Annotated in this window: 23 protein-coding genes and 1 pseudogene; 17 read left to right on the forward strand and 7 right to left on the reverse strand. The window is 71.6% G+C overall.

Features of this window, described 5'->3' with window-relative positions:
- On the forward strand, nt 1-348 hold a 348-nt coding region (locus G6039_RS19625), incomplete at its 5' end, for a DprA-like winged helix domain-containing protein (protein WP_478384684.1).
- A gap of 3 nt (nt 349-351) precedes the next feature.
- On the opposite strand, the gene G6039_RS19630 is transcribed toward G6039_RS19625, so the two are convergent.
- On the reverse strand, nt 352-588 hold the full coding sequence (locus G6039_RS19630; RefSeq protein ID WP_231385896.1) for a hypothetical protein: 237 nt from the start codon (nt 586-588) through the stop codon (nt 352-354).
- 133 nt (nt 589-721) lie between these two features.
- Here G6039_RS19630 and G6039_RS19635 point away from each other — a divergent pair, with 133 nt between their 5' ends.
- Nucleotides 722-1,516 carry a siderophore-interacting protein gene (locus G6039_RS19635; RefSeq protein ID WP_037200801.1) on the forward strand — a complete coding sequence of 265 codons (795 nt, stop codon included), beginning with the start codon at nt 722-724 and terminating at the stop codon, nt 1,514-1,516.
- Between the two features lie 6 nt (nt 1,517-1,522).
- Here the strand turns inward: G6039_RS19635 and G6039_RS19640 are convergent, their stop codons facing one another.
- Entirely contained in the window at nt 1,523-2,683 is a 1,161-nt protein-coding gene (locus tag G6039_RS19640) for a multidrug effflux MFS transporter (protein ID WP_029543234.1), read from the reverse strand.
- Nucleotides 2,684-2,780: 97 nt separating this feature from the next.
- On the opposite strand from G6039_RS19640, the gene G6039_RS19645 reads away from it, so the two are divergent.
- Both G6039_RS19645 and G6039_RS19650 read left to right on the forward strand, forming a co-directional pair.
- Nucleotides 2,781-3,707: a tyrosine recombinase XerC gene (locus G6039_RS19645; RefSeq protein ID WP_006937450.1), complete on the forward strand. Its 927-nt coding sequence runs from the start codon at nt 2,781-2,783 to the stop codon at nt 3,705-3,707.
- Nucleotides 3,708-4,282: 575 nt separating this feature from the next.
- Nucleotides 4,283-5,323 (forward strand): MinD/ParA family ATP-binding protein, encoded by a 1,041-nt coding sequence (locus G6039_RS19650; protein WP_373867505.1) that lies wholly within the window; start codon nt 4,283-4,285, stop codon nt 5,321-5,323.
- A gap of 207 nt (nt 5,324-5,530) precedes the next feature.
- On the opposite strand, the pseudogene G6039_RS19655 reads toward G6039_RS19650, so the two are convergent.
- Nucleotides 5,531-6,013: pseudogene (locus G6039_RS19655) on the reverse strand (M23 family metallopeptidase); the annotation flags it as partial.
- Between the two features lie 321 nt (nt 6,014-6,334).
- Here G6039_RS19655 and rpsB point away from each other — a divergent pair.
- The 6 genes from rpsB (at nt 6,335) to G6039_RS19685 (ending at nt 11,369) form a co-directional block, all read left to right on the forward strand.
- Nucleotides 6,335-7,207 (forward strand): 30S ribosomal protein S2, encoded by an 873-nt coding sequence (gene rpsB / locus G6039_RS19660; protein ID WP_043800040.1) that lies wholly within the window; start codon nt 6,335-6,337, stop codon nt 7,205-7,207.
- A 159-nt stretch (nt 7,208-7,366) separates the two neighbouring features.
- A complete protein-coding gene (gene tsf, locus G6039_RS19665; RefSeq protein ID WP_029543242.1) occupies nt 7,367-8,191 on the forward strand; it encodes a translation elongation factor Ts in 825 nt (274 codons plus the stop codon).
- Between the two features lie 162 nt (nt 8,192-8,353).
- Complete coding sequence (gene pyrH, locus G6039_RS19670; RefSeq protein WP_006937445.1) at nt 8,354-9,082, forward strand: UMP kinase; 729 nt, start codon at nt 8,354-8,356, stop codon at nt 9,080-9,082.
- A gap of 28 nt (nt 9,083-9,110) precedes the next feature.
- Nucleotides 9,111-9,668: a ribosome recycling factor gene (frr, locus tag G6039_RS19675; RefSeq protein ID WP_006937444.1), complete on the forward strand. Its 558-nt coding sequence runs from the start codon at nt 9,111-9,113 to the stop codon at nt 9,666-9,668.
- Between the two features lie 2 nt (nt 9,669-9,670).
- Nucleotides 9,671-10,633 (forward strand): phosphatidate cytidylyltransferase, encoded by a 963-nt coding sequence (locus G6039_RS19680; protein WP_006937443.1) that lies wholly within the window; start codon nt 9,671-9,673, stop codon nt 10,631-10,633.
- Nucleotides 10,634-10,670: 37 nt separating this feature from the next.
- Nucleotides 10,671-11,369: a class I SAM-dependent methyltransferase gene (locus G6039_RS19685; protein ID WP_006937441.1), complete on the forward strand. Its 699-nt coding sequence runs from the start codon at nt 10,671-10,673 to the stop codon at nt 11,367-11,369.
- Between the two features lie 22 nt (nt 11,370-11,391).
- Here the strand turns inward: G6039_RS19685 and G6039_RS19690 are convergent, their stop codons facing one another.
- Both G6039_RS19690 and G6039_RS19695 read right to left on the reverse strand, forming a co-directional pair.
- A complete protein-coding gene (locus G6039_RS19690; RefSeq protein ID WP_006937439.1) occupies nt 11,392-12,255 on the reverse strand; it encodes an HpcH/HpaI aldolase/citrate lyase family protein in 864 nt (287 codons plus the stop codon).
- Nucleotides 12,256-12,360: 105 nt separating this feature from the next.
- Entirely contained in the window at nt 12,361-12,729 is a 369-nt protein-coding gene (locus tag G6039_RS19695) for a LapA family protein (protein WP_006937437.1), read from the reverse strand.
- A gap of 87 nt (nt 12,730-12,816) precedes the next feature.
- Here G6039_RS19695 and rlmN point away from each other — a divergent pair, with 87 nt between their 5' ends.
- Nucleotides 12,817-13,926 (forward strand): dual-specificity RNA methyltransferase RlmN, encoded by a 1,110-nt coding sequence (gene rlmN, locus G6039_RS19700; protein WP_006937435.1) that lies wholly within the window; start codon nt 12,817-12,819, stop codon nt 13,924-13,926.
- Between the two features lie 75 nt (nt 13,927-14,001).
- Here the strand turns inward: rlmN and G6039_RS19705 are convergent, their stop codons facing one another.
- Nucleotides 14,002-14,247 (reverse strand): DUF2631 domain-containing protein, encoded by a 246-nt coding sequence (locus tag G6039_RS19705; protein ID WP_006937434.1) that lies wholly within the window; start codon nt 14,245-14,247, stop codon nt 14,002-14,004.
- A gap of 142 nt (nt 14,248-14,389) precedes the next feature.
- Between G6039_RS19705 and dxr the strand changes: the two genes are divergently transcribed.
- The 5 genes from dxr to G6039_RS19730 all read left to right on the forward strand — a co-directional run bounded on the left by dxr (nt 14,390) and on the right by G6039_RS19730 (nt 20,816).
- Complete coding sequence (gene dxr, locus G6039_RS19710; RefSeq protein WP_006937433.1) at nt 14,390-15,553, forward strand: 1-deoxy-D-xylulose-5-phosphate reductoisomerase; 1,164 nt, start codon at nt 14,390-14,392, stop codon at nt 15,551-15,553.
- Nucleotides 15,554-15,568: 15 nt separating this feature from the next.
- On the forward strand, nt 15,569-16,786 hold the full coding sequence (locus G6039_RS19715; protein ID WP_006937432.1) for a M50 family metallopeptidase: 1,218 nt from the start codon (nt 15,569-15,571) through the stop codon (nt 16,784-16,786).
- Between the two features lie 45 nt (nt 16,787-16,831).
- Nucleotides 16,832-17,986: a flavodoxin-dependent (E)-4-hydroxy-3-methylbut-2-enyl-diphosphate synthase gene (ispG, locus tag G6039_RS19720; protein WP_006937431.1), complete on the forward strand. Its 1,155-nt coding sequence runs from the start codon at nt 16,832-16,834 to the stop codon at nt 17,984-17,986.
- An 84-nt stretch (nt 17,987-18,070) separates the two neighbouring features.
- Nucleotides 18,071-18,907 (forward strand): GNAT family N-acetyltransferase, encoded by an 837-nt coding sequence (locus G6039_RS19725; protein ID WP_006937430.1) that lies wholly within the window; start codon nt 18,071-18,073, stop codon nt 18,905-18,907.
- Between the two features lie 67 nt (nt 18,908-18,974).
- Nucleotides 18,975-20,816 carry a penicillin-binding transpeptidase domain-containing protein gene (locus G6039_RS19730; protein WP_029543246.1) on the forward strand — a complete coding sequence of 614 codons (1,842 nt, stop codon included), beginning with the start codon at nt 18,975-18,977 and terminating at the stop codon, nt 20,814-20,816.
- Between the two features lie 55 nt (nt 20,817-20,871).
- Here G6039_RS19730 and G6039_RS19735 read toward each other — a convergent pair whose 3' ends face one another.
- A complete protein-coding gene (locus G6039_RS19735) occupies nt 20,872-21,732 on the reverse strand; it encodes a helix-turn-helix transcriptional regulator (protein WP_006937428.1) in 861 nt (286 codons plus the stop codon).
- A 106-nt stretch (nt 21,733-21,838) separates the two neighbouring features.
- On the opposite strand from G6039_RS19735, the gene G6039_RS19740 reads away from it, so the two are divergent.
- A complete protein-coding gene (locus G6039_RS19740; protein ID WP_006937426.1) occupies nt 21,839-23,497 on the forward strand; it encodes an AMP-binding protein in 1,659 nt (552 codons plus the stop codon).
- Nucleotides 23,498-23,508: the final 11 nt, after the last annotated feature.

Genomic DNA, 23,508 nt, shown 5'->3' on the forward strand with positions numbered 1-23,508 from the left:
GTGCTGGCGGTGCCGGGGCCTGTGACGTCGGCGGCGTCGCAGGGCTGTCATCGGATGATCCGGGAGCAGGAGGCGCGGCTGGTGGGCACCGCGCGCGAAGTCGTCGAGGAGATCGGCCCGATGGGCGTGAGCGACGACGGCGACGGGCGGTGGGCGCGTGCGCTCGACGGGCTCTCGGGCGACATGGCGTCCGTGTACGAGGCCCTGCCGGCGGTGGGGGCGGTGTCGGTGCAGCAGCTGTCGGAGGCGTCGGGGCTGCTCGTGGAGCGGGTGCGGGCGGCGTTGCCGCTGCTCGAGCTGGAGGGACACGTGCAGCGGGAGGGGGCCGGCTGGGCGCGCAGCGTGTGACGGTCAGGACTGCTCGTGCCCGCGCAGCTCCTCGGCCTTGGACAGGATCGGCTTGTAGTACCTGTCGCCGAGTACCTTCGTCACCTGGGCCGCGAGCTCGGTCTCTCCGGTCTGGAGCAGGACGTACTCGAGTTCGGCCAGCTGTGCGCCGATCGTTTCGCGCCGCCGGTCCGTGTCCTCGAGGGCGCCGACCAGGCTGGTCAGGTACTGCGACGTGACGGTGTTCATCGTTTCTCGCATACCGCAACGATGGCGGAATTCCGTCGCGATTTCGGCGGATCGGGCGATCCCGGTGGTGCCACGGCGAGGCGGTGCTGTGGCTGCGGCCGGACCGCACGCGTAGGCTGCCCTGGTTAGGTAAGCCTGAGCAAATATGGAGGTGGGCGTGGCCCCGAAGACCCCGCGATCGACGACCCTGACGGTGACGGGCAGCGAACGCCTGACCCCGCACCTGGTGCGGGTCCACTTCGGCGGTCCCGGATTCGACGAGTTCGAACCCGGCCCGTACACCGACTCGTACGTCAAACTCGAACTGGAGGCGGGCGGCGGGACGGTCCTGCGCACCTACACGGTGCGAGCAGTGAACCCGCGGTCCAGGCAGATCGCGATCGACTTCGTCGTCCACGGCGATCACGGTGTCGCCGGACCCTGGGCGGCATCCGTCCGGCCGGGGCAGACCGTCGTGGTCCGCGGGCCGGGCGGCGCCTACCGGCCCGATCCGGAGGCCGACTGGCACCTGCTCGCCGGTGACGACACCGCGATACCGGCCGTCGCTGCGGCGCTCGAGGCGCTGGCGCCGGACGCAGTGGGCCGGGTGTTCCTCGAGGTCACCGACGCCGCCGACGCGATCGACCTCGCGGCGCCCCCCGGCGTCGAGGTCACCTGGCTGCACCGCGGCTCCGGTGCCGGGGCCGTCGGGCCGGACCTCTCCGGCGCGAACGCGCCGCTCGTCGCCGCGGTGACCGGCGCCGAGTGGCTTCCGGGAGATCCGCACGTGTTCATCCACGGCGAGGCGGAGACCGTCATGCACCACCTGCGGCCGTACATCCGCAAGACCCGCGGGGTTCCGGCGGCACGCGCGTCGATCTCCGGGTACTGGCGGCGCGGCCGCAGCGAGGAGGGCTTCCGGGAGTGGAAGCGCGAACTCGCGACGGTCGAGGCGCGGTGACGGTGCTCAGGCGCGCTCGCGGGTGAGGGTGAGCAGCGCGGTCATGGAGAGCGCGGCCGAGATCGCTATCGCCAGCGCCATCGGCAGCGCGGTGTCCTCCCCGCCGAGCCCGACCAGCGGCGACACCAGGGCGGCCAGGCCGAACTGGGACGCGCCCATGACCGCGGAACCGGTGCCCGCGGCCTTCGGTACCTGCCCCTGCGCCAGCGCCGTCGCGTTGCCCATGACGAAGCCCAGGCTGGAGACGACGAGGAACAGCAGCGGCAGCACCAACCAGCGGTTCGTGTCGGCCACCAGGACGGCGAGCACCAGCAGCACCCCGGCGGTCAGCATCTGGGTCACGCCGTAGCGCAACAGGTCCCGCACCTCGAAGCGGCCGATGAGCCGGGTGTTGACGATGTTGCCTGCGACGAGGCCCACCGAGTTGGCGGCGAAGATCAGGGAGAACTGTCCCGGCGTCATGCCCAGGACCTCCTGGACCACGAACGGTGACGCGGAGATGTACGAGAACATCGCGCCGAAGCCGAGCGCGAACGTCGCGGCATAGCCCACGAACCGTCGGTTGCCGATCACCGTGCCGAAGTTGCGGGCGAGCATCGCCAGGCCCCCGCTGTGGCGTCGCTCGGGCGGCAGGGTCTCCGGGACGACCGTGAGCACCGCGACGATCATCAGCACGGCCAGGCCCGTCAGGACCCAGAAGATGCCGCGCCAGCCGATGGGCCCCAGGAGGACGCCGCCCAGCAGGGGCGCGACGATCGGTGCCACACCGCCGATGATCATCATGACGCTGAACAGGCGGGCGGCCTCGTTGCCGCGGGCGCGGTCCGCGATCACCGCGCGCGCCAGCACGATTCCTGTGCCGCCGCTGAAGCCCTGGATCAACCGGGCCGCGATGAGCACCTCCACCGTCGGTGCCGTCGCGCACAGGGCGCTGCTCAGGGCCAGGACGACGGTGCCCGCCAGCAGCAGGCGGCGCCGGCCCCACCCGTCGGAGAGCGGGCCCACGATCAGCTGCCCGACACCCAGGCCGGCCATGAACGTGGTGAGAGTGAGCTGGATACCGACCGTGCTGGTGCCGAGGCTCTCCGACATGACCGGCAGTCCGGGCAGATACATGTCGGTGGCCAGAGGCGCGGTGGCGGAGAGCAATGCCAGTCCGAACAGCATCGGCAACGGAATCGTTTTACTCACGAACTAACCTTAGTGTGCCCTCGGTCGGCGTGTTCGGTTGCGTGGGCGGTGCCCACGGCGCACGGTGACGGCCATGGACACCGCGCTGCCGCCGCCCCTCGCCGTGCACCTCGAGGAGTTCGTCGAGCACCTCGACCTGCAGGGCGGCCGGTCGGCCCACACGATCCGCGCGTACACCACCGACATCCGCACCCTCCTCGCTCACCTCGAGGCCGGCCACCCGGATGCGCGGATCGCCGACCTCACTCTCGAGGTGCTCCGCTCCTGGCTCGCCGGCCAGGTGACGAGTGGCGCCGCCCGCACGACCCTGGCGCGGCGCACCTCGTCCGCCCGCACCTTCTGCGCGTGGCTGGCTCGCACGGGCCGGCTCGACCACGATCCCGCGGCGCGGCTGGCATCGGCCCGCACCCATCGCACTCTCCCGCCGGTGCTGCGTGCCGACCAGGCCTGTGAGGTGATGACCGCTGCGGAAGCCGGTGCGCGCGAGATGGAGCCGGTGGCACTGCGGGATCGGCTCGTGCTGGAACTGCTGTATGCGACGGGTATCCGGGTCGGTGAGCTGTGCGGACTCGACGTCGACGACGTCGACACCGAGCGCAGGGCGCTGCGCGTGGTCGGCAAGGGCAACAGGGAACGGACCGTGCCGTACGGGGCGCCCGCGGCCGCCGCGCTCGACGCGTGGCTGCGCACCGGGCGGCCCGCCCTCGCGCGCCCGGATTCGGGGCCCGCCCTGCTGCTCGGCAAACGCGGCGGTCGGCTGGGCCCGCGCCAGGTCCGTACCGTGGTCCACGAGACCGTGGCCGCCGTCCCCGGCGCGCCGGATCTCGCGCCGCACGGGCTGCGGCACAGCGCCGCAACACACCTGCTCGAGGGGGGCGCCGACCTGCGGGTGGTGCAGGAGCTGCTGGGGCACTCGAGCCTGGCGACGACCCAGCTCTACACCCATGTCTCGGTAGCACGGCTGCGTGCGGCACACGAACAGGCGCATCCGCGGGCGTGACCTGTACGCGGCGACGGCCGCGGCGCGGTTTGGTACGGTCGCCGCCGCATCTGCTGTGCAATCCGGGGGGATAAGTGGCATACGACGAGTCGACGCACGCTCTGCCGGCCTGGCTTCGGGACGAGCCGGCGCCCGACCCGGCGCCGACCGGTCGCCGGGGCAGGCGACGGGGGAGTGACCGGACGGTCGGGGGGCCCGTCGAGGCCGAGCCGCCCGTGCAGCCGCCGGCGGCTGCCGAGCCCGTTCGCCTCCCGGCTCCGGTGCCGTCGATTCCGTTCGGCATGCCACCACGACGCCGTCCCGACTCCGTGCCCGAATCGCCGGTCGTCGAACCCGCGATTCCCGAACCCGCGATTCCCGAGCCGGCGACGACCGAGCCGGCGACGACCGATCCGGCGGCGACGGAACCGGTGGTCGCCGAACCACCGGTAGCCGAAGCCGCGGTCACCGGGCCGGTAGCCGCCGAGGGTCCGGAAGAGGCCGTGCCGCCGAGTGATCCGGCGGGGCGTCGCCCCGCCGAGCCCGTGCCGGCTTCGCCGGAGTCCGGCTCGGAACCCGACGAGGTGCACCCGCGAATGTCGGAAGATGATGCGGGGCAGCGTTGTTCGACCATATCCGCGTCGTCCCGAGGGGTCTCGTCGGAGCTCGACGCGTCGGAGCCGCGGCCGTCGAACCTGGACCTGACCTCCGGTGCGCTCGTCCGGCGGTCCCGTCGCACCCCGGTGACCGGCTGGCGGCGCGGCGTGCACCGGCTCACCGGGGGAATCCTCGCGCCCGGCGAATCGGCCGACGAGGCACACAGGCGCGAGCTCGTCGACCGGGTCCGGCAGCCGATCAGCGGCGACTACCGGATCGCCGTGCTCTCCCTCAAGGGCGGTGTCGGAAAGACGACGACCACCGTCGGGCTCGGCGCCACGTTCGCCTCGTTGCGGGGCGACTGCGTGATCGCGGTGGACGCGAATCCCGACTTCGGCACGCTCGCACAGCGGGTGCCGCAGCAGACCGAGTCCACGGTGCGCGACCTGCTCGCCGCGGCCCCGCGGATCTCCCGCTACTCCGATGTCCGCGCGCACACTTCTCAGGCACCGAGCCGCCTCGAGGTGCTTGCGAGTGAACGCGACCCGGCCGTGTCGGAGGCGTTCAGCGAGGACGACTACCGCCGGGTCGTGGACATCCTGCGGGTGTACTACAACGTCGTCCTCACCGATTGCGGCACGGGCATCATGCATTCGGCCATGCGTGGTGTGCTCGCCCTCGCCCACGCCCTTGTGCTGGTCGCGTCCCCGGCGATCGACGGCGCCCGGAGCGCCGCGGCGACCCTCGACTGGCTGCAGCACCACGGGTTCGGGGCGCTCGTCGAACGCACCGTCGTGGTGATCAGCGCCGCCCGGCCCGGGGCCACCAACATCGACATGGAGGCTGTGACGGGCCACTTCCTCGCGCGGTGCCGGGCCGTGCAGGTGGTGCCGTTCGACGAGCACCTCGCCGAGGGGGCCGAGATCGACCTCGGCCTGCTCCGCCCGGCCACCCGCCGGGCCTTCCTCGAGCTCGCCGCCATGGTCGCCGACGACTTCGCGACGGTGTCGGGGCGTCACGCCGCCGGCCGTCGCGCGTAGCGGAGCGGAGCGGCGACCGGATGGGCCGTCGCGCGTAGCGGAGCGGAGCGGCGACCGGATGGGCCGTCGCGCGTAGCGGAGCGGAGCCGCGACCTGATGGTCCGTCGCGCGTAGCGGAGCGGAGCCGCGACCTGATGGTCCGTCGCGCGTAGCGGAGCGGAGCCGCGACCTGATCGGCCGTCGCGCGTAGCGGAGCCGCGGCCTACGGGAAACCGGCTGGAGACGGATCACCGACCGCACGAGCGGCAGAGGGTCGAGGTAGTCGTCGCGGTCCCGGCGCAGACCCCAGTGCAGGCAGGCCGGGGCGCGGCAGCCCTCGTGGCCCGGTTCGAGGGTGCCGAGCGGATCACCCCGTTCCACGCGCCGGCCGGCCGTCACCGTCGCGGTCACCGGCTCGTAGGTGGTGCGCAGCCCGCCGGCGTGCGCCACCGAGACGACGGGTTTGCCGGCGACGGTCCCGGCGAACACCACCACCCCGGCGCCGGCGGCGAGCACCGGCTGACCGGGCCGGCCGGTGAGGTCGGCGCCGCGGTGTCCGGGAAGCCAGTCGTGCTCGGGACCGTCGAAGGGGCGGGCCAAGGTCGGCCGTGGATGCAGCGGCCAGCCGAACTCGCGCGGGGCGGCCGCGGCGGGAACCGAACCCGCGAGCGCGGTGAGCGCGGTCAGGACGGCGATCCCGGCGATCTTCATCCGCCCAGCGTGCCGGGCGGCGCCGGCGTGCGACAGGGCCTCGTCGACATTGTGGACAACCACCCGATCCATCCACAGATCGGCCGAACCGGCCTGCTGATCAGGCAGTTGTGGTTCCCGCGGGGCAAGGCCGTACACTGTTCGAGCGGTCTGTGTTCGCAGATCGACTTCGCGCGTCCGCGCGCTGATCGCCGCCCGGTGTGCCGGGCGCCATCGGAAAATGGCCGTCGGCCGGTCCCGCAAGGGTCCGACGGGCATGCGGACGCCAGGGCGGGGATCACCCGATCTCCCGCGGCAACCGAACCGAAAGAGAGAACAGCCATGGCTGTCGTAACAATGAAGCAGCTGCTCGACAGCGGCGCCCACTTCGGCCACCAGACCCGTCGCTGGAACCCGAAGATGAAGCGGTTCATCTTCACCGACCGCAACGGCATCTACATCATCGACCTGCAGCAGACCCTGACGTACATCGACAAGGCGTACGAGTTCATCAAGGAGACGGTCGCCCACGGTGGCACCGTGCTGTTCGTCGGCACCAAGAAGCAGGCGCAGGAGTCCATCGCGGAAGAGGCCACCCGGGTCGGGATGCCCTACGTGAACCAGCGCTGGCTCGGCGGCATGCTCACCAACTTCTCCACCGTCCACAAGCGCCTGCAGCGCCTGAAGGAGCTGGAGTCGATGGAGCAGACCGGTGGCTTCGAGGGTCGCACCAAGAAGGAAATTCTCATGCTCACGCGTGAGAAGACCAAGCTCGAGCGCACCCTCGGCGGCATCCGCGACATGGCCAAGGTGCCGTCGGCGATCTGGGTCGTCGACACCAACAAGGAGCACATCGCCGTCGGCGAGGCCCGCAAGCTGAACATCCCGGTCGTTGCGATCCTCGACACCAACTGCGATCCCGACGTCGTCGACTACCCGATCCCGGGCAACGACGACGCGATCCGGTCGGCCGCGCTGCTGACCAAGGTCGTCGCCTCCGCCGTCGCCGAGGGCGTGCAGGCCCGTGCCGGCCAGAGCGCCGACAAGGACGCCAAGCCGGAGTCCGGCGCCGGCGAGCCGCTCGCCGAGTGGGAGCAGGAGCTGCTCGCGCAGGCCACCCCCGCCGCCGAGGCCGAGGCTCCGGCCGCCGAGGCCGAGGCCCCCGCCGCCGACGCGGCGCCCTCCGCCGACGCGGCGCCCTCCGCCGAAGCCTGATCCGATGCGCGGCCCCGACCGGTAGATCCTGAGATCATGGTCGGGGCCGTCGCACGCGACCGCGCCGCATCAGTGCACACGCACGCGACCGAGCCGCATCAGAGGAAACTCCCGCGCGAGCACCCATCGCGCACAACAGACACAGGAGGCTCGCTTCCCATGGCGAACTACACCGCCGCCGACGTCAAGCGTCTGCGTGAGCTCACCGGCTCCGGAATGCTGGCGTGCAAGAACGCGCTCGCCGACAACGACGGCGACTTCGACAAGGCCGTCGAGCAGCTGCGCATCAAGGGCGCCAAGGACGTGGGCAAGCGCGCCGAGCGCTCCACCGCCGAGGGCCTGGTCGCCGCGAAGAACGGCGTGCTCATCGAGCTCAACTCCGAGACCGACTTCGTCGCCAAGAACGACGAGTTCCAGGCTCTCGCCGAGAAGATCGTCACCGCTGCGGCCGAGGCCAAGCCCGCCGACCTCGAGGCCCTCAAGGCTGTCGAGGTGGACGGCAAGACCGTCGACACCCTGGTGCAGGAGCTCTCCGCCAAGATCGGCGAGAAGCTCGAACTGCGCCGCCTCGCCGTGTTCGACGGCCCCGTCGCCGTGTACCTGCACAAGCGTGCGTCCGACCTGCCGCCGGCCGTCGGCGTGCTCGTCGAGTACTCCGGTGAGGGCGACGCCGCCGCCGATGCCGCCCGCGCCGCCGCGATGCAGGTCGCCGCGCTGAAGGCGAAGTACCTCACCCGCGACGAGGTCCCGGCCGACACGGTCGAGAACGAGCGCCGCATCGCGGAGGAGACCGCCAAGAACGAGGGCAAGCCGGAGGCCGCCCTGCCGAAGATCGTCGAGGGCCGTCTCAACGGCTTCTTCAAGGACGTCGTGCTGCTCGAGCAGGCCTCGGTGACGGACTCGAAGAAGACCGTCAAGGCGCTGCTCGACGAGGCCGGCGCCACCGTCTCGCGCTTCGTGCGTTTCGAGGTCGGCGCCAGCTAGATCTCTCGATTCCTCGACCCCGTCGGCGCTCGCCGGCGGGGTCGAGGCGCGTCGGCGGCTCGATATCCGGGCCGATCGGACACTCGCGCCCCCGTCTCGGTTCCACGGGGTCGGATGAGGCAGGATGAAAGGGCCGATCCACCGCTCGATCCGAGGAGAACCATGTCCGAACACGCCCAGGAACGTCCCGGTTTCCGTCGGGTGCTGCTCAAGCTCGGCGGGGAGATGTTCGGCGGGGGCAAGGTCGGTCTCGACCCGGACGTGGTGACGACCGTGGCCGAGGAGATCGCCGAGGTCGTCCGCTCCGGGGTGGAGGTGGCTGTGGTCATCGGCGGCGGCAACTTCTTCCGCGGCGCGGAACTGCAGCAGCGCGGCCTCGACCGCGCCCGCTCCGACTACATGGGCATGCTCGGCACGGTGATGAACTCTCTTGCGCTGCAGGACTTCCTGGAGAAGCAGGGCGTGGACACCCGGGTCCAGACCGCCATCACGATGGGGCAGGTCGCCGAGCCGTACCTGCCGCTGCGGGCCCGCCGGCACCTCGAGAAGGGCCGCGTGGTGATCTTCGGCGCCGGCATGGGCATGCCCTACTTCTCCACCGACACCACGGCCGCGCAGCGCGCCCTCGAGATCGGCGCCGAGGTGGTCCTGATGGCCAAGGCCGTCGACGGTGTCTACTCGGCCGATCCGCGGATCGACCCCGACGCGACCCTGTTCACCGAGATCACCCACCGCGAGGTCATCGAGAAGGGGCTCAAGGTGGCGGACGCGACCGCGTTCAGCCTCTGCATGGACAACGACATGCCGATCATGGTCTTCAACCTGCTCACCGAGGGGAATATCGCTCGGGCCGTCGCCGGTGAGAAGATCGGAACACTCGTACGGTCATGAACGGACAACGGAACATGGAGGAACTGCCGTGATCGATGAAGCTCTCTTCGAGGCCGAGGAGAAGATGGAGAAGGCCGTCACGGTGGCCAAGGACGATCTCGGATCCATCCGCACCGGCCGCGCGAATCCCGGCATGTTCTCCAGGATCGTCGTCGACTACTACGGCGCGCCCACCCCGGTCACGCAGATGGCCAGCATCAACGTCCCCGAGGCGCGCATGGTGGTCGTCAAGCCCTACGAGGCATCGCAGCTCGGTCCGATCGAGACCGCGATCCGCAACTCCGACCTGGGCGTCAATCCGACCAACGACGGGTCCCTGATCCGCATCTCCATCCCGCAGCTCACCGAGGAACGCCGCCGCGAGCTGGTCAAGCAGGCCAAGGCCAAGGGCGAGGACGCCAAGGTGTCCGTGCGCAACGTGCGACGCAAGGCGATGGAGGAGCTGCACCGCATCCAGAAGGACGGCGAGGCCGGCGAGGACGACGTCACCCGCGCGGAGAAGGAACTCGACAAGACCACGGCGAAGTACGTGGCGCAGATCGACGAACTGGTCAAGCACAAGGAAGCCGAGTTGCTGGAGGTTTAACCGTGGGTACAGCCGCCGGGTCGTCCGACCCGCAGCTCCCCTTGGGCGTCACCGACGCCGACTCGGCGGCCGAGGCCGCGAAGGCGGACCCCGAGGTCCCGCCGGTGCGGCCCGATGCCACCCCCACCGCGGAGCCGGCGAAGAAGTCCTCCCGGGCGGGCCGGAACCTGCCCGCGGCCGTGGGCGTCGGCGCCGGTCTCGGCGCCCTCGTCATCGTGGTGCTCGCATTCGCCCCCAAGGCGTGGCTCGTCGTCGTCGCGGTGGCCATCGCGATCGCCACGTGGGAGGTCACCAAGCGCCTGCGTGAGGCGGACGTCCTGGTTCCCCGGATCCCGCTCCTGGTCGGGGGGCAGGCGATGATCTGGCTCGGTTGGCCCTACGGCACCACCGGTGTGCTCGGCGCCTTCGCCGGCACCACGGTCGTGTCGATGCTGTGGCGGTTGTTCGACCGTGGACTGCGCGGCCGGCCCCGCAACTACCTGCGCGACACCGCGGTCACCGTCTTCACCGCGGCGTGGGTGCCGTTCCTCGCGTCGTTCGCGACGCTGATGGTCCTCGACGACAACGGCGCCGCACGCGTGTTCTGCCTGATGATCGTGTGCGTCGCGTCCGACGTCGGCGGGTATGCGGCGGGGGTGCTGTTCGGCAAGCACCCGATGGCGCCCGCGATCAGCCCGAAGAAGTCCTGGGAGGGCTTCGGTGGCTCGGTCCTCGCCTGCACCGTCGCCGGAATCCTCACGGTGACCCTGCTGCTCGACGCCGCCTGGTGGATCGGTGCGCTCCTCGGCGTCGTCCTCGCGGCCACGGCCACGGCGAGCGACCTGATCGAGTCGCAGGTCAAGCGGGACCTCGGCATCAAGGACATGGGCACCCTGCTGCCCGGCCACGGCGGCATCATGGACCGGCTGGACTCGATCCTGCCGTCCGCGTTCGTCACCTGGCTCGTCCTCGGCGCCTTCGTCTAGGCCGGTGGCGAGGAGACAGCGGTCCGACGTGCACGGGGTGGTCCCCAGCCCCAACATCTGGCACTGGCCGGAGGTCTACGAGGAAGAGAACCGCGCCCAGGACGTTCACGGCGTCGTGTACGCGGCGCTGCGCGAGGCGTGCGACTGGGCCGGTCGCGACGTCCTCGACGTGGGCTGCGGCACCGGCTTCCACCTGCCGATGTTCGCGGCCACCGCGCGCACCGTGACCGGCATCGAACCGCACCCGCCGCTGGTGGAGCTGGCCCGCCGACGTGTGCGGGACCAGCCGGGCGTCCGGGTGGAGGCCGGTTCGGCCGAGCAGTTGCCGCTTCCGGACGGCACCGTCGACGTCGTGCACGCGCGCACCGCCTACTTCTTCGGGCCCGGGTGCGGGGCGGGCATCGCCGAGGCCATGCGCGTGCTGCGGCCCGGCGGCGCGCTCGCGATCGTCGATCTCGACGCGACCGCCCATCCGTACGGCGAATGGATGCGCGCGGACCTGCCGCACTACGACCCGGCGGTGGTGGAGGCGTTCTTCGCCGCCCAGGGCTTCGACCTGCGCCGGGTCGACACCGAATGGCGCTTCCCGGACCGTGCGACCCTCGAGCGCGTACTCGGCATCGAGTTCGGCCCGCGCGTCGCCGAGCGAGCGGTGCACGGCACCCCGGGCACCACCCTCACGGTGCGCTACCGGCTGCATGTGCGCCGCAAGCCCCGGGGCCTGGAGATCCCCTGAGCGTGCGGCGCGTGCCGCGGACCTAGCGGTGGTGGTGGGTGCCGCGGATGCGGAACACCCGCGCCAGTTCGCTGATCCTCTTCGCCTTGGCCAGGCGGGGCAGGTCGCTGCCGTCGCGCACCCCGCGGCCGTCCTCGCCGAGCGTGTCGATCACCTCATGTGCCCAGCCGACCTCGTCGGAGCTGGGGCTGAGGGCGGCGTTGACGAACGGTGCCCGGGCCGGAGTCATGCACAGCTTCCCGGTCATTCCCATCGACGCGGTCAGCTTCGCCTCCCGCTCGAGGACCTCGGGGTCGTCGGTCAGCGACGGCCCGTCGACGGGACCGGGCAGGCGGGCCGCCCGGCTCGACACCACCAGGCGGGAACGCGGGTAGGCCATGGCGAGGGGGGAGTCGTCCATCCCGGTGTCGCGGCGGAAGTCGCCGCTGCCGAACGCCAGCCGGAACGTACCGTCGGCGCGGGCGATCTCGGGTGTGGCCTCGAGGCCCACCGCCGATTCGATGAGCACGAGGATGCGGGTGCCGGCCGGCAGCTGAGCGGCCGTGGCGTCGACCTGCTGGCCGCTCTCGGTCTTGGCGAGCATCACGCCCTGCAGGCCGGGCACCCCGGCGAGCGCGGCGAGATCGTCGGCCCAGTGCACAGTGGTGGCGTCGTTGATCCGCACCCAGGCACGGCCACCACCGCGCAACCATTCGACGACGTCATCGCGCGCGGCGGCCTTACCGGCCGCCGGTACGGCGTCCTCGAGGTCGAGGATCACGGCGTCGGCCGGGGACGCGGCGGCCGCGGCGAACCGCTCCGGGGCGTTGCCCGGAACGAGCAGCCAGGATCGGGCGAGCTCGGGTGCGACGGTGGCGGAGGCGGGGGCATCCAGGTGGGCGGTCACGTCAGGCTCCTCGGGTGAAGGTCTTGTCTCCAGGGTGCCCTGTTGTCGCCGCCTTGGGGAAATTGGGTGCGTTGTGTTCGTCACCCGCCGCGGGGCGGCGCGGTGTTACCGCCGCTTCGCGGCGCGTTTGATCTGCAGGATCCGCACACCGCCCGCCAGTGCCATGACGAGGGCCCCGGCGATGGCCGACAGGAGCAGGCTCACCCCGAGCGGCAGGGTGAACTCCCACACGAACATTTCCATGGTGACCGGGTCGAGGTTCTGCAGGATGAACACGAGCAGCAGGATCAGCACCAGAACACCGATGACCAGGCCGGTCCACGTGGAGGCCGCCCGGCTGCGGTCGAGGGGAATCTCCGGTGCCGGGCGGACGTTGGACTCGGGCGTGGCCTTCGTCGCCCCCTGAGGCTCGAGCTGACCCCGGACCGGAAGGTCCGGTGGCGGTTCGGGGAGATCCGCAGGGCGTTCGGTCATGGCTCGATCATCTCGCTCCGGCCGCCGGTGCACACCGCATTCGGCGAGGAAAACCGGCGTTGCCGCCCTGATGGATAATGGTTCATTATGCCCTCCTCTCTTCCCCTGGTTTTCGACGCGCCCAAACGCGGCATGCCGCCGCGCCACCTCGCCGATCTCGATGCCGAGCAGCGCCGCGAGGCCGTGCGCGAACTCGGCCTGCCGGCCTTCCGCGCCGATCAGTTGGCCCGGCACTACTACGGGCGCCTCGAAGCCGATCCGGAGAAGATGACGGATCTGCCGGCGAAGGTGCGCGAGCAGGTCGGGGCCGCGTTCTTTCCCGCGTTGCTGACCCCGGTCAAGCACGTGGCCTGCGACGGCGGCGAGACCCGCAAGACGCTGTGGCGCGCCGGGGACGGCACCCTCCTGGAGAGCGTGCTCATGCGCTACCCCGACCGTGCCACGCTGTGCATCTCGAGCCAGGCCGGCTGCGGTATGGCCTGCCCGTTCTGCGCGACGGGCCAGGGCGGTTTGAACCGGAACCTGTCGACCGCCGAGATCGTCGACCAGGTGCGCGCCGCCGCCGCGGCCCTGCGCGACGGTGACGTCGCCGGGGGACCGGGCCGGCTGTCCAACGTGGTGTTCATGGGCATGGGGGAGCCGCTGGCGAACTACAAGCGTGTGGTGGCCGCCGTGCGGCGCATCACCGCGCCGCCCCCGGAGGGACTGGGCCTGTCGCAGCGGTCGGTCACCGTCTCCACCGTCGGCCTCGCTCCGGCCATCCGCCGGCTGGCCGACGAGGGTCTGAGCGTGACGCTCGCCGTGTCGCTGCACACCCCGGACGACGAACTGCGCGACACGCTGGTGCCGGTCAACAACCGCTGGCCCGTCGCCGAGGTGCTCGACGCCGCGCGCTACTACGCCGACCGGACCGGTCGCCGCGTCTCCGTCGAGTACGCCCTGATCCGCGACGTCAACGACCAGCCGTGGCGGGCGGACATGCTGGGCAAGAAGCTGCACAAGGCGCTCGGCCCGCTGGTGCACGTGAACCTGATCCCGCTCAATCCGACGCCGGGCAGCGAATGGGACGCCAGCCCGAAGCCGGTCGAGCGCGAATTCGTCCGTCGCGTCCAGGCGCAGGGGGTCTCGTGCACCGTGCGGGACACCCGGGGGCAGGAGATCGCGGCCGCGTGCGGTCAGCTCGCCGCCGAGAACTGAGCGCCACCCCCCGGGACGCGAAGGGCCCGTCCGGACGAACCGGGCGGGCCCTTCGACGCTGCTGCGGGGGTGCGGCTACCGCCGGCGCCGCCGCTGGACGATGTCGCGCACCAGGATGGCGACCAGCGCCGCGGCGAAGCCGATCAGGAACCAGTTCTCGACGTTGCCGTTGTGGTTGCCGATGATCATCGCCAGCAGGAACAGTGCGACGAGCCAGCCCATGACGCGGAACAGGCGGGGGGCTTCGCCACTCCAACCCCACTCCGCCGACGGCACCTCGGCCGTGTCGACGCCAGTGGTCTTCAACTCGGTACCGGCCACCGCTTGTCCTCCTGCTCGCAAAGATCTTCGCTGTTGGGCCAATCGTGACATACGACCGTCCGTCGTACGAAGTGGGGGCGCTCTCGCGCGCGCCGGACGGGTGATTCAGCATCCCCTCAGGACGGTCGGGGACAATGTCGGCGTGGTCGACTCGCAACCCAGCTCCCGCACCCGTGTCCTGCTGCTCGGCAGCACCGGCTCCATCGGCACCCAGGCCCTCGAGGTGATCGCCGCCAACCCCGACCGGTTCGAGGTGGTCGGTCTCGCCGCCGGTGGCGGCAACATCGATCTGCTCGCCGCGCAGATCCGCGTCACCGGTGTCGCCGAGGTGGCCGTCGCGAACGCGCAGGCCGCCGCGCGGCTCGACGTCCCGGGTCTGCAGGTGCGCAGCGGGCCCGACGCGGTCACGCGGCTGGTGCGCGACGTCGAGGCCGACGTGGTGCTCAACGCCCTCGTCGGGTCCCTCGGCCTGGAGCCGACGCTGGCCGCACTGGCGACGGGCGCGCGCCTGGCGCTGGCCAACAAGGAATCGCTCGTCGCCGGCGGCGCGCTGGTCACCGCGGCCGCGGCCCCGGGCCAGATCGTGCCCGTCGACTCGGAGCACTCGGCGCTGGCCCAGTGCCTGCGCGGCGGCAGCCCCGACGAGGTGGCCCGGCTCGTGCTCACGGCCTCGGGCGGGCCGTTCCGCGGTTGGCCGGCCGAGCGGCTCGAGTCGGTCACCCCCGAGCAGGCCGGCGCCCATCCCACCTGGTCGATGGGCCCGATGAACACCCTGAACTCGGCGACGCTGGTGAACAAGGGCCTGGAGCTGATCGAGACGCACCTGCTGTTCGGCATCGGTTACGACCGGATCGACGTCACCGTGCACCCGCAGTCGATCGTGCACTCGATGGTCACCTTCACCGACGGCTCCACCCTGGCCCAGGCGTCACCGCCGTCGATGAAGCTGCCCATCGCACTCGCGCTGGGCTGGCCGCACCGGATCGCGGACGCGGCGCCGGCCCTCGACTTCGCGACCGCCTCGACCTGGGAGTTCGAACCGGTGGCGCACGAGGTGTTCCCCGCGATCGAACTGGCGCGGGCCGCCGGGGTGGGCGGCGGATGCCTGACCGCGGTGTACAACGCCGCCAACGAGGTGGCCGCGGAGGCCTTCCTCGCCGGCGCCCTGCCGTTCCCGGGGATCGTGCGCACGGTGGCGGCGGTCCTGTCCGACGCCGACGACTGGTCCGCGGCACCCGCTACCGTGGAAGATGTGCTCGCCGCCGACGGCTGGGCTCGGGACCGAGCCCGCGCGCTCGTGAAGTAGGAGGACCGGCCACCGATGATGTTCGTTCTGGGCGTCGTGCTGTTCGCCCTCGGCATCGCCGTATCCATCGCCCTGCACGAGGCCGGGCACATGTGGACCGCGCAGCGCCTCGGGATGAAGGTGCGGCGCTATTACATCGGGTTCGGGCCGCGGCTGTACTCGTTCCGTCGCGGCGAGACCGAGTACGGCCTCAAGGCGATCCCTGCGGGCGGCTTCTGCGACATCGCGGGCATGACGGCGCTCGACGAACTGGCCCCCGACGAGCACGAGCGCGCCATGTACAAGCAGAAGGCGTGGAAGCGCGTCGTGGTGATGTCCGGCGGCATCGCGATGAACTTCGTCCTCGGCATGGTGCTGATCTTCGGGCTCGCCGTGGCGTGGGGTCTGCCCCGTCTGGGGGAGACCCCGGCGGAGATCGGGGAGCTCTCGTGCGTCGCACCGACTCAGGCCGGTGAGGCCGGGGGCTACGAGCTGGCGCCGTGCAGCGGGCCGGGTCCCGCCGCGGCCGCGGGCCTCGAGGTCGGGGACGTCGTGGTCTCCGTCGGCGGCACCGAGGTAGCGACGTTCGGGGACCTGGTCGAGGCCACCCGCGCCGCGACCGGGACGGTGGATTTCGTCGTCGAACGCGACGACCGCACGCTGACGATCCCGGTGCCGGTCGAGTCCGCCCAGCGGTGGGTGCAGGATCCCGAGACGGGCGAGATCACCTCGGAGACCGTCAGCGCAATCGGCGTCGCTGCACCGCCGTCCGTCACCGAGTACACCGCGTTCACCGCGGTGGGTGGCACGCTGCGGTTCACCGGTGACATGTTCGTCCTGACCGCGCAGGCCCTCGCCGACCTGCCGAGCAAGGTGGGGGCGCTGTGGGAGTCGGTGACGGGCGGCGAACGCGATCCCGACACCCCGATCAGCGTCGTCGGCGCGTCCGTCATCGGCGGGCAGGTCGCCGAGCGGGGCATCTGGCAGATGTTCGTCCTGCTGCTCGCGCAGCTCAACTTCTTCCTGGGCATGTTCAACCTGCTCCCGCTGCTGCCGCTCGACGGCGGCCACATCGCCGTGGTCGCGTACGAGAAGGTCCGCAACTGGATCCGGGGGCTGCGCGGGCTGCCGGTCGGGGGTCCGGTCGACTACACGAAGCTGCTGCCCGTCACCTACGTGTTCGTCCTCATCGGCGGCGCGTTCATGCTGTTGACACTCACCGCGGACATCGTCAACCCCATCCAGCTGTTCTGACCCGCATCGCTAGAATTGCCGCGTAGCTACGAAAGAAGGCGAAACGTGACCAGCCCCGTCGGTTTGGGCATGCCCGAAGTCCCCGCCGTCCTTGCGCCCCGGCGCAAGACCCGTCAGCTGATGGTCGGCGACGTCGGCGTGGGCAGCGACCACCCGGTGTCGGTGCAGTCGATGTGCACCACCAAGACGCACGACATCAACGCGACGTTGCAGCAGATCGCCGAGCTCACCGCGTCCGGCTGCGACATCGTCCGCGTCGCGTGCCCGCGGCAGGAGGACGCCGACGCGCTCGCCGCGATCGCGAAGAAGAGCCAGATCCCGGTCATCGCGGACATCCACTTCCAGCCGCGCTACATCTTCGCCGCCATCGATGCCGGGTGCGCCGCCGTGCGCGTCAACCCCGGCAACATCAAGGAGTTCGACGGCCGCGTCAAGGAGGTCGCCAAGGCGGCCGGCGAGGCAGGCATCCCGATCCGTATCGGCGTCAATGCCGGCTCGCTGGATCCGCGCATCCTGAGCAAGTACGGCAAGGCCACGCCGGAAGCGCTCGTCGAGTCCGCGCTGTGGGAGGCGAGCCTGTTCGAGGAGCACGGCTTCGGCGACATCAAGATCTCGGTCAAGCACAACGACCCGGTCGTGATGGTCGAGGCCTACCGCCAGCTCGCCGCGCAGTGCGACTACCCGCTGCACCTGGGCGTGACCGAGGCCGGGCCCGCCTTCCAGGGCACGATCAAGTCGGCCGTCGCGTTCGGTGCGCTGCTGAGCGAGGGCATCGGCGACACCATCCGGGTGTCGCTGTCGGCGCCGCCGGCCGAGGAGATCAAGGTCGGCACCCAGATCCTGCAGTCGCTGAACCTGCGGCCCCGCAAGCTCGAGATCGTCTCGTGCCCGTCGTGCGGCCGGGCGCAGGTCGACGTGTACACCTTGGCCAACGAGGTCACCGCCGGCCTCGAGGGCATGGAGGTGCCCCTGCGGGTCGCGGTCATGGGGTGCGTCGTCAACGGCCCCGGTGAGGCCCGCGAGGCCGACCTCGGTGTCGCCTCCGGCAACGGCAAGGGCCAGATCTTCGTCAAGGGCAAGGTCGTCAAGACCGTCCCCGAGGCCCAGATCGTCGAGACGCTGATCGAGGAGGCCATGCGCATCGCCGAGGAGATGGAGGGTGACGCCGGCACCGGAAACCCGGTGGTCTCCGTCGGCTGAACCGGTTCGGCGGGCGCAGGACTCCCGCGCGGCCCCGGCTTCTGGCAGTCTGATTGCGTATCCGCAGTCGACAGGTGGTGGGACGTGCTCAAGCTTCTGGGAGTCCGGTCTCTCGGTGGCCGTGACACCGCACACGTGTTGCGGGTGCTGGCCCGCGATCCGGTGGCGGCGTGCATGGTGGCCGGCCGGATCGAGGAGTACGGCCTCGATTCCCGCGCCGTCGGCGGCGACATGTGGAGCCGGGGCGGGCCCGACGACTCGTTGTGCTTCTCGGGGGCGAACCTCGTTCCGCTGCTCGGCGACCGCGACGATCTGCACGCCTTCGCGGACCGCGCCGCCCGCGGCCCCCGCCTGTGCTCGTCGCTCGTCGGCCGGGCCGAACTCGCGTTGCCGATGTGGGAGGTCCTCCAGCCGGAATGGGGTCCCGCGCGCGAGGTGCGGGCCGAGCAGCCGCTGCTGGTACTCGACCGGGAACCGTGCGTCGTCCCCGACCCGCTGGTGCGCCGCGTGCGGCCGGAGGAGATCGACGCCTACATGCCGGCCGCGATCGCGATGTTCCGTGAGGAGGTCGGCGTCGACCCGTGCGCGGGCGACGGGGGCTCGGGCTACCGCCGCCGGGTGCAGAGCCTGATCGCCACCGGACGGGCGTGGGCCCGCTTCGAGCACGGCCGGGTCGTGTTCAAGGCCGAGATCGGCTCCCAGTCCTCGTCGGTGGGGCAGATCCAGGGCGTGTGGGTGGATCCCGGCAGGCGCGACGCCGGCCTCGGCTCGACCGGCACCGCGGCCGTCGCCGCCGCCGTCACCGCCGGCGGCCGGCTGCCGAGCCTGTACGTCAACAGCTTCAACCACCGGGCCCGCGCGGCCTACGCCCGCATCGGTTTCCGTCAGGTCGCGACGTTCTGCACCGTGCTGCTGGACTGAGGGGCCGCTCCGCCCGGCCCGTGTCGCCTCCCCGATCCGCGTGGCCGCCGGTCCTACGATGACGGCGATGAGAACTCGATCCGCCCGCGTCTCGGCCCCGCTCGTCCCGGCACCGCGTCGACTGCTGCGGCGCGGGGCGGTCCTGGTGGCCGCCGTCGCGCTGGCCGGCGGTGTCGTCGCGTGTACCCCGAAGCCGGCCGGACCCGAGCCCGCCGCACAGGAGTTCCTCACCGACTTCGCCGACCGGGACTTCGCTGCGGCCGCCGCCCTGACCGACCGTCCCGAGCCGGCCGAGGAGGCGCTGGCGGAGACGTGGGCCGGACTACAGGCGGAGACGCTGGCGGTGGACACCGACGGCGTGCGGATCGACGGGGACACCGCGACGGTCACCTACGTCTACGAATGGGGCCTGCCCGGTGAGCGCGTGTGGCGGTACTCCGGCGAGATGAACATGGGCCGCAGCGGGAACGACTGGGTGGTCCGCTGGACCCGGTCGAACCTGCATCCCCAACTCGGCGATCGGCAGCGGATGCAGCTGCGGACCAATCCCGCCCCCCGCGCGCGCGTCAACGAGCATTCCGGCTCGGATGTGCTCGTTCCGGGCATCGTCTACGGTGTCGGTTTCGACGCCACGGCGGCCGGCGACGTCCGGGGTGCGGCGCGGGCGTTGTCGGCGGCGCTGACACAGTTCGACCCGTCGCTGACCGCGCAGTCGATCGCCGAGACCGCGACCGCCGCCGAGGGCGCCCACTCGGTAGTGCGGCTGCGTGAGGAGGACTACGAACGCGTCGCCGGCACCCTCGCGGCGATTCCCGGCGTCACGATCACCGAGCAGGCCGACCTCGTCTCCACCGACCGCAGCTTCGCCCCCGATCTGGTCGGCCAGATCAAGAAGACCGTGATCGACGAGGTGGACGGTAAGGCCGGGTGGAGCGTGGTCGCCGTCAACCAGAACGGCGTCGACACCGGTGTGCTCACCGAGACCCCGCCCGAGCCGGCGCCGTCGTTCTCCATCAGCCTGGACCGTCCCATCCAGGTGGCGGCGCAGGCCGCCGTCGACGCCCGCGCGGAACAGGCGATGATGGTGGTGATCGAGGCGTCCACCGGCGCGGTCCTCGCCGTCGCCCAGAACAAGGCGGCCGACCGCGACGGACCGGTCGCGCTGGCGGGGCAGTACCCTCCCGGCTCCACCTTCAAGATCATCACCTCGGGCGCCGCCATCTCCAGCGGTCTCGCCACGCCCGGCACCATGGTGGCCTGCCCGGGACGGATCACGATCGGCGAGCGCAGCGTCCCCAACTACAACGAATTCTCGGTCGGCACCGTGCCGATGGCGACGGCGTTCGCGCGCTCGTGCAACACCTCGTTCGCCAAACTCGCCTCCGAGATGGCGCCCGACGCCCTCACCGTCGCGGCCGCGCAGTTCGGCATCGGACCCGAGTACGAGGTGGTGGGCATGCCCACGTTCTCCGGGTCGGTGCCGCCGGCCGAGGACCTGGTCCAGCGCGCCGAGGACGGCTTCGGTCAGGGCAAGGTCGTCGTCAGCCCGCTCGGGATGGCCCTGGCCGCCGCGACCGTCGCGCACGGCAGCGCACCCGTGCCCTACCTGTTGCAGGGACGCGAGACCGCCGTCACCGGCGACCGGCCGCCCGTCACCCCGGAGATGATCGACGGCCTGCGCGGCATGATGCGGCTGGTGATCACCAGCGGCACCGCCGACCGCATCCGCGATCAGGGCGAGGTGTACGGCAAGACGGGTGAGGCCGAGGTCGAGGGTGGCTCCCACGCGTGGTTCGTCGGCTACCGCGGCGACCTGGCCTTCGCCACGCTCGTCGTGCGCGGCGGCAGCTCCGACAACGCCGTCGCCGTCACCCGCGACATGTTCGCGGCCCTCCCGGAGGGGTACTGACCGGCCCGGGCGGGGGTTGCCGGCCGGCACCCGGACGAGCCACCGGCCGGGTCGCTCAGGGCAGCAGACCCAGGCGCCGCGCGGACACCACCGCCTCGTGCCGGGTGTGGGCGTCGAGCTTGCCCATCGCGCTGCGCAGGTAGCTCTTGACCGTCTCCGGGCCGACCGACAGCCGGTCGGCGATCTCGGCATTGGTGCATCCCAGTGCCACGTGCGCGAGCACGTCGGTCTCGCGCGGCGAGAGCACCACGTCGGTCGGTTGCGGGGCCGGGCCGCCGAGCGCCCCGGCCAGCCGGTCCGACAGCGCCCGCAGCTTGCGCTGCAGGCCGGCGTCCTCCACGGACTGGGCGAGGCCGCGCAGTTCCGCGTGCACGTCCCGGATCTGGGCCGCCGCGACCGGGTTCTCGGACGGCCGATCGAGGGAGCCGAGCAGCGCCAGCCGCCGGTCCACCTCGTCCCGGATGGCGATCTCGCTGCTGAGCCGGCGCGCCGCCTGCACGAACGCCCCCACCGCGCGATCGCCGAGCGGTGAGCACTCACGGATCGCGCCGTAGAGGACGGCGCGGGCCGCCCCTCCCACCATCACCGGCACCGCGAGGATCGACCGCAGCCCCTCGCTGAGCACGGGCCGGTCGAAGTGGTGGGTGATCGACGACGACCGGCCGTAGTCGGGCACCGTCGCCGGCCGGGCCCGGTCCACCACGAGGCCACCCAGGCCCGCCCGCGGCGGCACCACGACCCCCTCGAGGCCGTTCGTGCGGGTGCCGAAGAACTCGGTCAGGTGCAGGTTCCCGTCGCGGACCTCCCCGGCGAACACGACGGGAATCAGTGCCTCCGCCGCGGTGCGGCGGAGCTCGCCGCGCAGTGCGTCGCTGTCACGGGGACGAAGGAGAGGCGAGGTGCCGGCCGGCGCCATCGGTCACCCCTTTCCGGGGGTATCGGGACGTACTTGTGACTTGGATCATAAAGGAATCGATCCTCGGGACGTTCACCCCGGGGCGCTTCACGAGAGGACGGATTCGATGACCACCGAGACCACCGCGCGTGCGCATTCCGAGCAGGAGGCACGAGTGCGGGAACTGCTGGACCGCTACGACACCGCCGACGCGTGTGCCGCACAGCTGCTGTGCGACGGGCATCCCGCGGACGCCGTCGCGTTCACGGTGGTCGAGGCGGACCTGAGCGCGACCGATCTGACCTTCGGTTACCTGCGCGAGCAGTCCTCCCGCTTCGCCGCGGCCCTGGCCGACCTCGGCGTCGAGCCGGGCGACCACGTCGCCACCCTGATGGGCAAGTCCGCGGACCTGGTCGTGGCGCTGCTCGGCATCTGGCGCCGCGGTGCCGTGCACGTGCCGCTGTTCACCGCGTTCGCACCCCCGGCGATCGGTTTCCGGCTGCAGGCCAGCGGCGCGAAGGTGGTGGTCTCGGACGCCGACCAGGTGGGCAAGCTCGCGCCCGGCGAGGACATCCCCGCCGACGCGCCCTGGCAGATCGTCGTCGCAGGTCACACCGAGGGCGGTGCCGCCGGCATCGGAGTGAGCTTCGCCGACCTGGTGGCCTCGCACGACGCGGACGATCCGCGCGGTGCCGCGGTCGCCGTCGGCGGGCACGGCGGACTCGTGCAGCTGTTCACCTCCGGCACCACCGGCACTCCGAAGGGCGTGCCCGTGCCGGTACGGGCGCTCGCGTCGTTCCACGCCTACCTGGACTTCGGCCTCGACGTGCGTGAGGACGACGTGTTCTGGAACGCCGCCGATCCCGGCTGGGCCTACGGGCTGTACTACGCGCTGCTCGCGCCGCTGGCCGCCGGGGTGCGCAGCCTGCTGCTGCATGCCGGGTTCTCCGCCTCCCTCACCTGGCAGGTGATGGAGAAGTTCGGGGTCACCAACTTCGCGGCCGCGCCCACCGTCTACCGCAGCCTGCGAGCGGACTCGGCGCCCGTGCCGGAGTCGATCTCGCTGCGCCGCGCGTCCTCGGCCGGCGAGCCGCTCACGCCCGACGTCGTGGCGTGGTCGGAGCAGACCCTCGGCGCGGTGGTGCGCGACCACTACGGGCAGACCGAGCACGGCATGTTCGTCGTCAACGCGTGGGCCGACGGGCTGCGCGAGGAGGTGCGGCCCGGGTCGATGGGCAAGCCGCTGCCCGGTTGGTCCTGCGCCGTGCTGTCCGACGACTCCGACGAGATCGCCGCCCCCGGCGTGCCCGGGCGCGTGGCGATCGACACCCACGCCAGCCCCCTGCTGTGGTTCACGGGTTACGTGGACGCCCCGGAGAAGACCGCGCAGCGGTTCACGGAGGACGGCCGCTGGTACCTCACCGGCGACGCCGGGCAGGTCGACGAGGACGGCTTCTTCTACTTCTCGGCCCGCGACGACGACGTGATCATCATGGCGGGCTACCGGATCGGCCCGTTCGACGTCGAGAGCGTGCTGGTGATGCACGAGCACGTCGTCGAGGCCGCCGTCGTCGGCATGCCCGATCAGCTGCGCGGTGAGGTGCTCGAGGCGTTCGTGGTGCTGCGCGACGGTGTCGACGGCACCGACGAGCTCGAGGCGGAGCTGCAGCAGCTGGTCAAGCGCAAGTTCGCGGCGCACGCCTACCCGCGGACCGTGCACTTCGTGCCCCAGCTGCCGAAGACGCCCAGCGGCAAGATCCAGCGCTACATCCTGCGCCAGGGCTGAGCCCCCGGGTG

This window comes from Rhodococcus aetherivorans (genome assembly GCF_011058165.1).
GTDB lineage: Bacteria > Actinomycetota > Actinomycetes > Mycobacteriales > Mycobacteriaceae > Rhodococcus > Rhodococcus aetherivorans.